General features: G+C 72.5%; 14 protein-coding genes. 3 read left to right on the top strand and 11 right to left on the bottom strand.

Going from position 1 to position 12,517, the window contains the following annotated elements:
- Window position 1: 1 nt before the first annotated feature.
- The 8 genes from ACHBTE_RS01840 to ACHBTE_RS01875 all read right to left on the bottom strand — a co-directional run bounded on the left by ACHBTE_RS01840 (window position 2) and on the right by ACHBTE_RS01875 (window position 7,313).
- Complete coding sequence (locus tag ACHBTE_RS01840; RefSeq protein WP_394721467.1) at window positions 2-793, bottom strand: SDR family NAD(P)-dependent oxidoreductase; 792 nt, start codon at window positions 791-793, stop codon at window positions 2-4.
- Window positions 794-857: 64 nt separating this feature from the next.
- Window positions 858-1,991, bottom strand: coding sequence for a 3-oxoadipate enol-lactonase (pcaD, locus tag ACHBTE_RS01845; RefSeq protein WP_394721468.1), 1,134 nt, complete (start codon window positions 1,989-1,991; stop codon window positions 858-860).
- Complete coding sequence (pcaB, locus tag ACHBTE_RS01850) at window positions 1,988-3,316, bottom strand: 3-carboxy-cis,cis-muconate cycloisomerase (protein ID WP_394721469.1); 1,329 nt, start codon at window positions 3,314-3,316, stop codon at window positions 1,988-1,990. Before pcaB ends, pcaD begins: the two co-directional genes overlap by 4 nt.
- Window positions 3,313-3,918, bottom strand: coding sequence for a protocatechuate 3,4-dioxygenase subunit alpha (gene pcaG, locus ACHBTE_RS01855; RefSeq protein ID WP_394721470.1), 606 nt, complete (start codon window positions 3,916-3,918; stop codon window positions 3,313-3,315). The genes pcaB and pcaG overlap by 4 nt, the downstream gene beginning before the upstream one ends.
- A gap of 5 nt (window positions 3,919-3,923) precedes the next feature.
- Window positions 3,924-4,697, bottom strand: a complete 774-nt coding sequence (gene pcaH / locus ACHBTE_RS01860; protein WP_394721471.1) for a protocatechuate 3,4-dioxygenase subunit beta — start codon at window positions 4,695-4,697, stop codon at window positions 3,924-3,926.
- Between the two features lie 17 nt (window positions 4,698-4,714).
- The gene (locus ACHBTE_RS01865; protein WP_394721472.1) at window positions 4,715-5,917 is read right to left on the bottom strand and encodes a thiolase family protein; all 1,203 of its coding nucleotides are present in this window, start codon (window positions 5,915-5,917) and stop codon (window positions 4,715-4,717) included.
- Entirely contained in the window at window positions 5,914-6,558 is a 645-nt protein-coding gene (locus tag ACHBTE_RS01870; protein ID WP_394721473.1) for a CoA transferase subunit B, read from the bottom strand. The genes ACHBTE_RS01865 and ACHBTE_RS01870 overlap by 4 nt, the downstream gene beginning before the upstream one ends.
- A complete protein-coding gene (locus ACHBTE_RS01875) occupies window positions 6,558-7,313 on the bottom strand; it encodes a CoA transferase subunit A (protein ID WP_394721474.1) in 756 nt (251 codons plus the stop codon). The genes ACHBTE_RS01870 and ACHBTE_RS01875 overlap by 1 nt, the downstream gene beginning before the upstream one ends.
- A 222-nt stretch (window positions 7,314-7,535) precedes the next feature.
- Between ACHBTE_RS01875 and ACHBTE_RS01880 the strand changes: the two genes are divergently transcribed.
- Window positions 7,536-8,000 carry a MarR family winged helix-turn-helix transcriptional regulator gene (locus tag ACHBTE_RS01880; RefSeq protein WP_394721475.1) on the top strand — a complete coding sequence of 155 codons (465 nt, stop codon included), beginning with the start codon at window positions 7,536-7,538 and terminating at the stop codon, window positions 7,998-8,000.
- A gap of 16 nt (window positions 8,001-8,016) precedes the next feature.
- Here ACHBTE_RS01880 and ACHBTE_RS01885 read toward each other — a convergent pair whose 3' ends face one another.
- A complete protein-coding gene (locus ACHBTE_RS01885) occupies window positions 8,017-9,009 on the bottom strand; it encodes a DUF3048 domain-containing protein (protein WP_394721476.1) in 993 nt (330 codons plus the stop codon).
- Window positions 9,010-9,238: 229 nt separating this feature from the next.
- Between ACHBTE_RS01885 and ACHBTE_RS01890 the strand changes: the two genes are divergently transcribed.
- Complete coding sequence (locus tag ACHBTE_RS01890) at window positions 9,239-10,429, top strand: zinc-dependent alcohol dehydrogenase (RefSeq protein ID WP_394721477.1); 1,191 nt, start codon at window positions 9,239-9,241, stop codon at window positions 10,427-10,429.
- Window positions 10,430-10,471: 42 nt separating this feature from the next.
- On the opposite strand, the gene ACHBTE_RS01895 is transcribed toward ACHBTE_RS01890, so the two are convergent.
- On the bottom strand, window positions 10,472-11,542 hold the full coding sequence (locus ACHBTE_RS01895; protein WP_394721478.1) for an ATP-dependent DNA ligase: 1,071 nt from the start codon (window positions 11,540-11,542) through the stop codon (window positions 10,472-10,474).
- Between the two features lie 88 nt (window positions 11,543-11,630).
- Between ACHBTE_RS01895 and ACHBTE_RS01900 the strand changes: the two genes are divergently transcribed.
- Entirely contained in the window at window positions 11,631-12,167 is a 537-nt protein-coding gene (locus tag ACHBTE_RS01900) for a hypothetical protein (RefSeq protein WP_394721479.1), read from the top strand.
- Between the two features lie 55 nt (window positions 12,168-12,222).
- Here the strand turns inward: ACHBTE_RS01900 and ACHBTE_RS01905 are convergent, their stop codons facing one another.
- Window positions 12,223-12,441, bottom strand: coding sequence for a hypothetical protein (locus tag ACHBTE_RS01905; RefSeq protein WP_394721480.1), 219 nt, complete (start codon window positions 12,439-12,441; stop codon window positions 12,223-12,225).
- Between the last annotated feature and the right edge of the window lie 76 nt (window positions 12,442-12,517).

Genomic DNA, 12,517 nt, shown 5'->3' on the forward strand with positions numbered 1-12,517 from the left:
CTCAGAGGGCCAGCAGCTGGTCGGTGACCGCGATGAGCCGCGCCCGCAGCGCGGGGTCGTACGTCCCCTCGTGTGCCCGCGAGGGGCGGGTGCCGTCGAAGTACCGGCCCGTACCGAGATCCCGGGTGGCCAGGGCCAGCACACCGGGAGCGCCGTCGGCGACCGTGTGCCGGGGTGTGAAGCCGCCCTCGCGGACCATCGCGGTGTCCATATGGGTGGCGGGGTGCAGCACGTTCACCGAGACGCCGGTGCCCTCGAGTTCCCCGGCGAGCACGAAGGTGTACGCCGCCAGGGCGAACTTGCTGCGACAGTAGGCAGAGAGCCCGTCGTAGCCACGGGTCAGCTCGGGGTCGTCGGGGTCCAGGGGCTCCTGCCCGGCGGAGCCGACGTTCACGATCCGCGCGGGCGCGTTGGCGCGCAGCACCGGCAGCAGGGCCCGGGTCAGCACGACCGGCGCCAAGTAGTCGACGGCCAGCCGCAGTTCGTGCCCGTCCGCGCTGAGTTCTCGCCCGGAGCCGGGCGGCCCGGCGCCCACGGCCGCGTTGTTGACCAGTACGTCGAGCTCGGGATGCGCCCCGGCGACATGGGCCGCCAGCTCCCGCACCTGCCCCAGCGAGGCCAGATCGGCGACGAACCCCTCGGCCTCTCCCTCGGCACGCAGCTCCTCCACGAGCCGCTCGGTACGGCCCGGATCCCGGCCGTGCGCGAGGACGCGATGCCCGGCACGGACCAGCTCGAAGGCGACATGGCGGCCGAGCCCCGAGGTGGCGCCGGTGAGCAGAATGGTCGACATGTCTCCACCGTAGGCACGAGGCGCGGGCAGGTGCGAGACGCGGCCGAGGGTACGACCGGCCGCGTCACCCTGCGGTGCCGGCGTCCGGGTCCGTCTCCTCGGCGAGCACCCGCTGGGCCGTCGCGAACGCCGAGTTCGCCGCCGGAACACCGCAGTACACGGCCGTCTGGAGCAGGACGGCCCCGATCTCGTCCGGCGTCAGCCCATTGCGCCGCGCCGCCCGCACATGCATGGCCAGCTCGTCGTAGTGGCCGTGCGCGACGAGGGCCGTCAGGGTGATCATGCTGCGTTCCCGGCGGCTGAGCGTCGGGTCGGTCCAAATCTCGCCCCAGGCGTAGCGCGAGATGAAGTCCTGGAAGCGTGCCGTGAACGCGCTCTGCCGAGCCTGCGCCCGGTCGACGTGGGCATCGCCGAGCACCTCCCGCCGCACCGCCATGCCCCGCTCGGCGACCTGGCCGAAGTGGGCGCGGAGGGCCGTCAGCACCGCCTGAGGGCACTGTGCCGGCGCCAGATGCGAGGCCCCCGGCAACTCCACGAGCGCGGCACCCGGCACGGCGTCCGCGATCTCCCGCAGATGGGCCGGCGGGGTCGCGGGGTCCTGGCGCCCGGCGATCAGCAGCGTGGGCGCGGAGATCGCGGCCAGCCGGTCCGTCACGTCGAAGGCGGCGAGCGCGTCACAGCAGGCGGCGTAGGCGTCAGGGTCGGCGTCCCGGTGGTCCTGGACCAGTTCCGGCACGGTGAATCCGGGGGTGAACCAGCGGTCGTCGGCGCTCTCGGCGAGCTGGGCCAGCCCTTCGCGGCGCACCCGGGCGGCGCGCTCCTGCCAGGGCCCGGCGCCGTTGAAGTGGGCCGATGAACACAGCACCGCCAGTGAGGCGATCCGGTGCGGGTGGTGCACGGCCAGATGCAGCCCCACCGCACCGCCGAGCGAGACACCCGCGTAGGCGAAGCGTTCGACGCCGAGCGCGTCGGCGAGGGCGAGCACCAGGCCGGCGAGGTCACCGACCGTCGCGCCCGCCGCGATCAGGTCGGCCGCCGAGCCGCCGTGCCCCGGCAGGTCCCAGCGGATCACCCGATGGCCGGTCGACAGCTCGGGCGCGACCTTGTCCCACACGGCGTACGAGGTGCCGAGCGACGGCCCGAGCAGCAGCGGGGGCGCGCAAGCGGGCCCTTCGACACGGTGGTTGAGCAGTTTCAACGTCGCTCCAGAGCGCGGTCGGTGAGGGCTCCGGCGGAGCCGGTGTAGTGCGTGGGGTCGAGGTCCGCGTCCGCCAGCTCCGGTGCCCGATCCAGCGGTGTGCCCTCGGACGCCAGCCTGGTGAGCAGCTCCTTGGCCCGGGCCCGGCCCAGGACGGGGGCCAGCTCGGCGGACAGCCGTTCGGAGACGATCGCACCCTCGGAGAGATGAAGGTGCTCGCGCATGACATCGGCCCTGACCCGCAGTCCCTCCGTCAGTTCGACGGCGTCCCGGGCGGCCCCGCCGACCAGCCGCAGCAGGTCCCTGAGCGGCTCCCACTCGGCGTGCCAGGCCCCGGCCGGCCGCTCGTCCTCGGCCGCCAGCGACCCGTACAGGGTGGCCGCGAGCTGAGGCGCGCGTCGCGCCGCGGCGGCGATGAGGGTGGACCGTACCGGATTGGACTTGTGCGGCATGGCGGACGAACCCCCGCCGCCGGACTCCGCGACCTCGGCGATCTCGGTGCGGGAGAGGGTCAGGACATCCGCGGCGACCTTGCCGAGCGCGCCCGCCGTGAAGGCGAGACACCCGGCGAGATCGGCCACGGGCGTGCGCAGTGTGTGCCAGGGCAGCTCGGGTGTGCGCAGACCGAGTTCGAGGGCGTACGCCGCCGGCAGCGCGAGGGGATCGCTCGCACCGTACGCGCCGAAGGCGGCCAGTGTCCCCGCCGCGCCGCCGAGTTGGGCGGGCAGCGAGTCCCGTACGGCCGTCGTCCGGTCCCGTGCGTCCAGGACCAGGGACCGCCAGCCGGCCGCCTTCAGCCCGAACGTCGTCGGTACGGCGTGCTGGGTGAGCGTGCGCCCCGGCAGCGCGGTGTCGCGGTGCTCGGCGGCCAGGCCGGCCAGGGCCCGCTCGGTGCGGCCGAGGTCGCCGAGGATCAGGTCCAGCGTGCGCACGGCGACCAGCATCGTGGCCGTGTCCATGATGTCCTGGCTGGTCGCGCCCCGGTGGACATGGGCGCCGTACTCGTCGCCGACCGCCTTCGTGAGCTCGGCGACCAGCGGGATGACCGGGTTGCCGCCCGCGCGGGCCCGTGCGGCGAGCGACCGCACGTCGAAGGCGTGCCCGTCGGCCGCCTCGGTCACCGCCGTCGCCGCCTCGGCCGGGGCGAGCCCCAGCGCCCACTGGGCCCGGGTCAGGGCGGCCTCCGCGTCGAGCAGCGCCCGCAGGTAGGCGGTGTCACCGGTCGCGGCGGCGGCGGGGGAGCCGGCCCACCCCGGGGCGAGCAGGCCGGTGTCGGCTCGGGACGCGGCGGCTTCGGATGCGGCGGGATCGACAGATGGTGTCACTGGAACTCCAGGAAGACCGTCTCGCCTTCGCCCTGAAGGCGGATGTCGAAACGGTACGTCCCGGTGCCCTGGTCCACCGCGATCAGCGTGGCGCGGCGCTTCGCGTCCAGCCGGGACAGCAGCGGGTCGGCGGCGAGCGCGGTCTGCTCGCCGGGCAGGTAGATCCGGGTGAACAGATGCTTCAGCAGGCCGCGCGCGAAGACGCACACGCTGAGATGGGGCGCACTGTGCCCGCGGGCCCCCGGCCGCAGCGTCCGCGCGCTCCAGTGCCCGTTGGCGTCCGTCTGGATCCGGCCCCAGCCGGTGAACTCCACGCCGTTGCGGCCGAGGAAGCCGCCGCTCGCCGGGTCGCGCCGCATCGAGCCGTCGACCTGCGGCAGGTTGCCGTCGGGGTCGGGGCCCCACAGTTCCACGAAGGCGTCCGGCAGCGGATTGCCCTCGCCGTCGATGACATGGCCCTGGAGGGTGATCGTGTCCGGGTGCCCGATCGGGGCGATGTCGCCGCCGCCGGGGAAGGGCAGCGCATGGCCGTAGAACGGCCCGACCGTGTGCGACGGAGTGGGCAGCACGGTCTCCGGACGACTCGTGTCGATCTTCGTCATGGCAGTCAGCGCCCTTCTGCGAGCCAGGTGGCGGACGGGCCGTCGAGCACGATGTCCCAGTGGTAGCCCATGGAGAACTCCGGCACCGACAGGCTGTGGTCGTACGTCGCGACCAGTCGCTGCCGGGCTGCGTCGTCCGTCACGGACTGGATGATCGGGTCGTGCGGGAACAGGGGGTCGCTCGGGAAGTACATCTGCGTCACGAGCCGCTGGGTGAACGCCGTGCCGAAGAGCGAGAAGTGGATGTGGGCCGGGCGCCAGGCGTTGACGTGCTGGCGCCACGGGTACGGGCCCGGCTGGATGGTGGTGAAGCGGTAGCAGCCGCTGTCGTCGGTCAGCGTGCGGCCGACGCCCGTGAAGTTCGCATCCAGCGGGGCGTCGTGCTGCTCGCGCTGATGGGCGTAGCGGCCGGCCGAGTTCGCCTGCCAGATCTCGATCAGCTGGCCGCGGACCGGGCGACCGTCACGGTCGAGCAACCGGCCCTCGACGGTGATGCGTTCGCCGATCGGCGCTCCCGTGTGCTGCCGGGTCAGGTCGTTGTCGACTTCGGTGATGTCCCGCTCTCCGAAGGCGGGGGAGGAAAGCTCCACCAGCTCCGGGTCCTTGGTGACGTCGATCGCGATCGGCGGCTGTCGGGGGTGGCGCAGGGCGGAGGAGCGGTACGGCGCGTAGTCGCGGCGCGGGTGGTGCTCGACGGGGGCCCCGTCGGCGATCCGCTTCTCGTACGCGGCGTGCTCGGCCGCGATCTCCTGGTCGATGTCGTGCTGGGTGAGAGTCATGGCAGTCCTGTGTGTCGTCAACGTTCGAGGACGAGGGCGAGGCCCTGGCCGACGCCGATGCAGAGGGTGGCGACGCCGACTCCGCCGCCTGTGCGGGCGAGTTGGTGGGCGACGGTGCCGGCGAGCCGGGCGCCGGAGGCACCCAGCGGATGGCCGAGGGCGATGGCACCGCCCTGCGGGCTGAGGATCGCCGGGTCGAACTCGGGCCGTTCGGCGACGCAGCCCAGCACCTGGGCCGCGAACGCCTCGTTCAGTTCGAGGACCGACAGGTCGTCGAAGGTCCGGCCCGCTCTGGCGAGGGCGCGGTTGACGGCCTCGACGGGGGCGAGACCGAAGTAGCCGGGGTCGAGGGCGTGCACACCGGTGGCGCCGACCCGGGCGAGGGGTTCGCGGCCGGTGGCCTCGAGCCCTTCCTCGTCGACCAGGAGCGGAGCGGCGGCACCGTCGTTGAGCGGGGAGGCGTTGCCCGCGGTGACCGTGCCGCCCGTGGGACGGAACGCGGGCTTGAGCCCCGCCATCGCCGCGAGGGAGGCGTCCGGGCGTACGGATTCGTCGGCGGCGAGGACGACGGGGTCGCCCTTGCGCCGCGGGAGCGGGACGGGGGCGAGTTCGGCGTCGAACAGGCCCTCGGACCGGGCCTTGGCCGCCTTGAGATGGCTGTGCAGGGCGTACTCGTCCTGCTGCTCGCGGCTGATCTTGTGCTTCTCGGCGATGAGTTCGGCCGACTCGCCCAGCGGGACGGTCCACCGCGGAGCCATCTTCGGATTGACCATGCGCCGGCCCAGGGTGGTGGAGTAGAGCTCCGTGTGAGCGGCCGGGAACGGCTTGTCCGACTTGGGCAGCACATACGGCGCCCGGGTCATGGACTCCACTCCGCCGGCCACCACGACATGGGCGTCCCCGGCGGCGACGGCGCGGGCCGCCTGGACGACGGCTTCCAGTCCGCAGGCGCACAGCCGGTTGACGGTCACGCCCGGTACGGAGGTCGGCGGGCCCGCGAGGAGCGCGGCCATGCGGCCGACGTCGCGGTTCTCCTCGCCGGCGCCGTCGGCGTTGCCGAAGTAGACGTCCTCGATCCTGGCAGGATCCAACTCAGGGGTGCTGGCGAGGAGTTCGCGGATGGTGTGGGCGGCCAGGTCGTCGGGGCGGACGGCGGCGAGAGCGCCGTTGTAGCGGCCGATCGGTGTGCGGACCGCGTCGACGATGTAGACGGTGTTCACAGCAGGTTCTCCGCGATGGTGAGTTCTGCGTCGGTCCGGGAGGTGATCTCGTCGACGCTCACCCCGGGCGCGGTCTCGACGAGCAGCAGGCCGTCGGCAGTGACGTCCAGGACTCCGAGATCGGTGATGATCCGGTTCACGCACTCCTTGCCGGTGAGCGGCAGCGCGCACTCGGAACGGATCTTCGCCGAGCCGTCCTTCGCGGTGTGCGTCATCACCACGATCACCGTGCGGGCGCCGTGCACGAGGTCCATCGCGCCGCCGATCCCGGTGATCATCTTCCCGGGGACGGCCCAGTTGGCGAGGTCTCCCTTCTCGGAGACCTGCATGGCCCCGAGCACGGCGACATCGATGTGCCCGCCCCGGATCATCGAGAACGACAGCGCCGAGTCGAAGAAGGAGGCGCCCGGCAGGACCGTGACGGTCTCCTTGCCGGCGTTGATCAGGTCCGGGTCGACCTGGTCCTCGGCCGGGTAGGGGCCGGTGCCGAGGATGCCGTTCTCGGACTCGAGGACGACCTCGACGTCCGGCGGGAGGTGGTTCGGGATCAGCGTCGGCAGGCCGATGCCCAGGTTGACGTACTGACCGTCCTGAAGCTCTCGTGCGGCCCGCGCGGCCATCTCTTCCCGCGTCCACGCCATCAGTTGCTCACCGTCCGCTGCTCGATCCGCTTGTCGGCGGCCTGCTCCGGGGTGAGCGCCACCACCCGCTGGACGAAGATCCCCGGCAGATGCACCGCGTCCGGATCGATCCCGCCGGGCTCGACGAGTTCCTCGACCTCGGCGATCGTCACCCGCCCGGCCGTCGCGGCGAGCGGGTTGAAGTTCCGGGAGGACTTGTTGAACACCAGGTTCCCGTGCCGGTCGCCCCGGACCGCCCGCACCAGCGCGAAGTCGGTGCGGATGCCGCGCTCCAGCACGTACTCGGTGCCGTCGAACTCCCGCACCTCCTTCGGCGGTGAGGCGAGCGCGATCCCGCCGGAGCCGTCGTAGCGCCAGGGCAGGCCGCCCTCGGCGACCTGGGTGCCCACACCGGCCGGAGTGTAGAACGCGGGGATCCCCGCCCCGCCGGCCCGCAGCCGCTCGGCCAGCGTGCCCTGCGGGATCATCTCCACCTCCAGCTCCCCGGCCAGGTACTGGCGGGCGAACTCCTTGTTCGCGCCGATGTACGAGCCGGTCACCCGGGCGATCCGGCCCGCCGCCAGCAGGACGGCCAGCCCGGACTCCATCGCCCCGCAGTTGTTGGAGACGACGGACAGCCCGGACACACCGTGCTCGTACAGCGCCTGGATCAGCACGTTCGGGACACCGCTCAGCCCGAAGCCACCCACCGCGAGCGACGCGCCGTCGCCCACATCGGCGACCGCCTCCAGGGCCGTGGCGACCACCTTGTCCATCCGGAATGCCCCATCTCTTCCGAGCGTCAGCGTCCCGAATCACTCAAGCGAATTACTCAGGGCACTGATTATTTCTGCGAGCTTGGCTTCCAAGCTGTCACTGCGGCGGGCGGTCGTCAAGGCTTGGAAGATGGGCAGGTCACCGTGTTGTCGCCACCCGAGACAGCCGCATTAGCGTCGGGTATTGTTCAGTACACCAACGATTTCGAGCAGGGAGCGCGGATGCCCGCCGTGGACCTCACAACCCACCCCGGGCATCTGGCCCGGCGGCTCCAGCAGGCGCACTACCTGCTGTGGAACACGATGGTCTCCGAGGAGATCACCTCGCCCCAGTTCGCCGTGCTCAACACCCTCGTCGCCGAGCCGGGCCTGGACCAGCGGACGGTGGGGGAGCGAGTGGGGCTCGACCGGTCCACCATCGCCGAGGTGATCAGCCGGCTCGGCAGCCGCGGGCTGCTGGACAAGGTGCGCGACCCTCAGGACGGCCGCCGCTTCCTGCTGCACCTGACGGACGACGGACTGCGCACCCACCGCAAGCTGACCGTCCGCACGGCCCGGATGAACCAGGTCTTCCTGGCCCCGCTCTCCGCGGCGGAGCAGACGCAGTTCTTCGATCTGATCCGCCGTGTCGCGGACGCGGCCGAGGGGCTCCGCAACCCGGCGGAACCGCTCGTGGGACAGCCCTGAGCCCTGGGCCGCACGCTCAGGGCGCGGGCGCGAACACCACCCACACCTGGCCGTGCTGGAACCGCATCGGCTTGCCGGCGGCCGTCGTGAACGTCGTGCCGTCCGTGGCCTTCGGCCGCTTCCACGTGACGTCGTAGGCCCGCCCGTCGCGCAGCACCCGCGCCTTCCCGGAGCCCACCGTCTCGGTGTACGGCGTGTTGTTGCCGAGCGCGTCGTGGAAGGCGGACGCCCGCACCCTCACGTACTGCACGACGACCGTCCCGGCCGTCACCCGCTGCCCGTCCGTCGTCGTGGCGGCCTTGCCGTCCATGGCGACCAGCCAGTCGCCCTGGCTCCTGGACCAGGTGAAGGTGAACCGTGCCGCCGGGTAGCGCACCGACTGCGCCGCCACGGCCTTGCCGCCCGCCGGGGCGGGGCCGAAGCGGAAGCCGGTCGTCAGGACGTTCGAGCCGGGCGCGGAGGGCATCAGCCGGGCCGGACGCAGATAGAGATTGTGCGGCGAGGGCCGGTCCGGGCCGCGGAAGTACGCGGTGGACTTCCTTCCGGCCGGCCTCGCCTGGAGCGGCGTCTTGTCGATCAGCGGCTTGAGCTTGCTCTGCGCTCCCGAGTAGGCGAGCATCGGCCGGTCGAACTGGCGCAGCAGCTCCAGATCGCTCTCGCGGGCGCTGCGCACCGGCCCGACCGCCTTCGGCAACTCCTGGGCGTAGACCGCCATCAGCCGGCTCAGTCCGCCCTCGACCTGCTCGACGTACACGATGTCCGCGGCGTTCAGACCCGTGTGGGGACGGGCGGCGCGGGCGTTGTCGATCTTCACGGCGAGCGCCGAGCCGCCGTCGGCGAGGGACTCGCTCGGCGACGCCGGCTGCTGCCGGCCGCGGCCGTCGTCGCGGGAACCGCCGGACGTCGTGCAGCCCGCCGCCAGGGAGGCCGTCAGCGTGGCGGCCAGCAGGGCCGCCGTGGTCGTGGCGCGTCTGGGGCGCACCCGTCGTTGCCCGTGCACTGCTGTCACCCGCACCCACCCACCCAGTCCGTGTCATCAATTGTGCGCTTATCAGTTCATAGATGCTCATACCCGGTCGGGCCCGGTCGCCTGCGCGGATCCGCCCATCGGCCCACGGTGCGGACGGCCGAACGGGTCGGGCGAGGGTGTCGCCGAGCGGTTCGGCGGCGAGGCGCAGGGGTACCCGGGCGGCCACCGTACGAACGACGCGCACGGGCGACGGAGGGAGCGCGGGGCGATGAGGGCAGTGACCTGGCAGGGCAAGCGCGACGTGCGCGTGGAGAACGTGCCCGATCCGCACATTCAGGAGCCTACGGACGCGATCATCCGCGTCACGTCGACCGGGTTGTGCGGTTCCGATCTGCATCTGTACGAGGTGCTCACCCCGTTCATGACACCGGGGGACATCCTCGGCCACGAACCCATGGGCATCGTCGAGGAGGTCGGCGCCGCGGTCCCGGACCTCCAGGCCGGCGACCGGGTCGTGGTGCCGTTCCAGATCGCCTGCGGCAACTGCTGGATGTGCCTGACCGGGCTGCCGACGCAGTGCGAGACCACCCAGGTCAGCGGCGAGGGCATGGGCGCCGCCCTGTTCGGCTACACCCGGCTGTACGGCTCGGTGCCGGGCGCCCAGGCCGAGTACCTGCGGGTCCCGCAGGCGCAGTTCGGCCCCATCAAGATCCCGGAAGGACCGGCCGACGACCGGTTCGTGTACCTCTCCGACGTACTGCCCACCGCGTGGCAGGCGGTGCAGTACGCCGCGATCCCGGACGGCGGCAGTGTCGCCGTGCTCGGCCTCGGGCCCATCGGCGACATGGCCTGCCGGATCGCCCTGATGCGGGGCGCGGGCAGGGTGTTCGGCGTCGATCTGGTACCGGAACGGCTGCGCCGGGTGCGCGAACGGGGCGTGGAGACCTACGACCTGAGGTCCTTCGACGACGAGAAGGAACTCGTCGCCGCGATCCAGGACGAGACCGACGGCCGCGGGCCGGACGCCGTGATCGACGCGGTCGGCACGGAGGCCCACGGCAGCGCGGTGGCCCGCCTGGTGCAGAACACCTCCGCCCTGCTGCCGCGCAAGCTGAGCGGCCCGATGGCCGAACGCTTCAGCGTCGACCGCCTCGCGGCCCTCTACACCGCGATCGACCTGGTGCGGCGCGGCGGCACCATCTCGCTGTCCGGGGTCTACGGCGGCATGGCCGACCCGCTGCCGCTGCTCACCCTGTTCGACAAACAGGTGCAGATGCGGATGGGCCAGGCCAACGTCCGGCGCTGGAGCGACGACATCCTGCCGCACCTGACGGACGAGGACCCCCTCGGCGTCGACGACTTCGCCACGCACCGCGTGCCGCTGAGCGAGGCCCCGCACGCTTACGAGATGTTCCAGCGCAAGGAGGACGGCGCGATCAAGGTGCTGATGAAGCCCTGACCGCCGCGGACGACCTCCGCCGCCCGGTCCGGACGAGGACGGTCAGGACGGCGGCGCCAGGATCTCCGCGAGGTCGTAGCGCACCGGCTCCTCCAACTGGGCGTAAGTGCAGCTCTCGGGGGTGCGGTCCGGGCGCCAGCGACGGAAACGGGCCGTGTGCCTGAAACGCACCCCGTTCTCCATGTGGTCGTACGCCACCTCCGCCACCCGCTCCGGGCGCAGCGGAACCCAGGACAGGTCCTTCTTGCCCGACCAGCGGCTCGGCGCGCCCGGCAGCCGGGCCGACTCATGGGCGGCCTCCTCGGCCCAGGCGGCCCACGGGTGCCCTTGGACGTCCGCCATGCGCAGCGGCGCCAGCTCCTCGATGAGCTCGGCCCGCCGCTTCATGGCGAACGCGGCCGACACGCCCACGTGCTGGAGGGCGCCGCGGTCGTCGTACAGGCCGAGCAGCAGGGACCCCACGACAGGGCCGCTCTTGTGCAGGCGGTAGCCCGCGACCACGACGTCCGCCGTCCGCTCGTGCTTGATCTTGAACATGGCGCGCTCGTCCTGCCGGTACCGCAGCGTGAGCGGCTTGGCGATGACCCCGTCCAGCCCGGCCCCCTCGTACTGCTCGAACCACCCCTCGGCCGTCTCGACGTCGGTGGTCGCCGGCGCCACATGCACCGGAGCGGTCACCCCGGACAGCGCTGTCGTGAGCAGTGTGCGCCGGTCCGTCAGCGGAGCGTCCACCAGCGACTCGTCGGCCAGCGCCAGCAGGTCGAAGGCGACGAACGACGAGGGTGTCCTCTCGGCCAGCATCCGCACCCGGGAGTCGGCCGGATGGATGCGCTCGGTGAGCGCGTCGAAGTCGAGCCGTCCCTCCCGCGCGATGACGATCTCCCCGTCCAGCACGCACCGCTGCGGCAACCGCTCCTTCAACCCCGCGACCAGCTCGGGAAAGTACCTGGTCAACGGCTTCCCGGTGCGGCTGCCGAGCTCGACCTCGTCCCCGTCGCGGAACACGATCGCCCGGAACCCGTCCCACTTCGCCTCGTACTGCATGCCCGGCGGGATCTTCGCCACCGACTTGGCGAGCATCGGCTTGACGGGCGGCATCACCGGCAGGTCCATGCTCCGACTCTACGAGCGCATCCGGCACCCCGCCCGCCGCACGAGCCGTCACCGTGCGAAGCCGCCACCGCGGGCGCACGCTGAATGCATGAACGGCCACGACGCCCCGGACCGGCAGTGGCGACAGCCGGACCCGCCTCCCCCGCCACGCAGGCCGAGCCCGGCGAGGAGTGTGCTCACCCATACCCTGGCCGTCGTCCTGGGCCTCGCTGTCGGAGGGGTCGTCGGCGCGAGCGCCAGGGACGACCCGGCCCCCACGGACGACACGGCCGGGGCCACGGCGACGGTGACCCGGACCGCGACGACCACGGCACCGGGGGAGGCGACGACACCCACGGACGGCGGGACGACCGAGAGCCCGGAGCGTACGGGTGCGACCGGCGAGATCCCCGGTGACGGGACGTACGTCGTCGGCAGCGACATCGAACCGGGCACCTACCGGACCGCAGGCCCTCAGGACACCGCGATACCGAACTGCTACTGGGCCAGGCTCCGCGGCACATCGGGCGAGTTCAACGAGATCATCGCCAACGGCAACACGGCGGGGCCGACGACGGTGACCATCGCGTCCGGCGACGAGGCGTTCCAGACCACCGGCTGCCAGACCTGGAAGAGGAGCGGCTGAGGAGCCCGCGGCACGGTCGCCCCGGCCTTCATGCCCGGTCCTCATGCCCCGGTCCTCATCCGCCGGTCCACAGCCCCGGCCCGCCGCCGCGCCACTCGACCCAGTCGGCCCCGGGCAGGTCCTCCGGCTCGACGTTCTCGTAGCCGGTGGCACGCAGGAACTCGACGACGTCCAGGAGCGTGTACGCCATCCCGAGGAAGTGGTCGCCGGCGCGGACCCGTCGGCCGCCGTCGTCGGCGGGCGGGTAGACGATCACGGTGGGCGGCGGATGCATGGCACCAGGATCATCCGGGGTGTGCGGGCCCGCATCCGGGCGGCGCGGGCCGACGATCGCCCGGACGTACGGCGCC

Source organism: Streptomyces sp. M41, assembly GCF_043673425.1.
In the GTDB taxonomy this organism is placed as follows: Bacteria; Actinomycetota; Actinomycetes; order Streptomycetales; family Streptomycetaceae; genus Streptomyces.

Excerpts from the sequence above, each read along its gene's own strand:
- ACHBTE_RS01870 (WP_394721473.1), bottom strand. The coding sequence starts at position 6,558 with ATGGCGTGGACGCGGGAAGAGATGGCCGCGCGGGCCGCACGAGAGCTT.
- pcaG (WP_394721470.1), bottom strand. The coding sequence starts at position 3,918 with ATGACGAAGATCGACACGAGTCGTCCGGAGACCGTGCTGCCCACTCCG.
- ACHBTE_RS01900 (WP_394721479.1), top strand. The coding sequence starts at position 11,631 with ATGAACGGCCACGACGCCCCGGACCGGCAGTGGCGACAGCCGGACCCG.
- ACHBTE_RS01880 (WP_394721475.1), top strand. The coding sequence starts at position 7,536 with ATGCCCGCCGTGGACCTCACAACCCACCCCGGGCATCTGGCCCGGCGG.
- ACHBTE_RS01895 (WP_394721478.1), bottom strand. The coding sequence starts at position 11,542 with ATGGACCTGCCGGTGATGCCGCCCGTCAAGCCGATGCTCGCCAAGTCG.
- ACHBTE_RS01905 (WP_394721480.1), bottom strand. The coding sequence starts at position 12,441 with ATGCATCCGCCGCCCACCGTGATCGTCTACCCGCCCGCCGACGACGGC.
- ACHBTE_RS01840 (WP_394721467.1), bottom strand. The coding sequence starts at position 793 with ATGTCGACCATTCTGCTCACCGGCGCCACCTCGGGGCTCGGCCGCCAT.
- ACHBTE_RS01875 (WP_394721474.1), bottom strand. The coding sequence starts at position 7,313 with ATGGACAAGGTGGTCGCCACGGCCCTGGAGGCGGTCGCCGATGTGGGC.
- pcaH (WP_394721471.1), bottom strand. The coding sequence starts at position 4,697 with ATGACTCTCACCCAGCACGACATCGACCAGGAGATCGCGGCCGAGCAC.
- ACHBTE_RS01890 (WP_394721477.1), top strand. The coding sequence starts at position 9,239 with ATGAGGGCAGTGACCTGGCAGGGCAAGCGCGACGTGCGCGTGGAGAAC.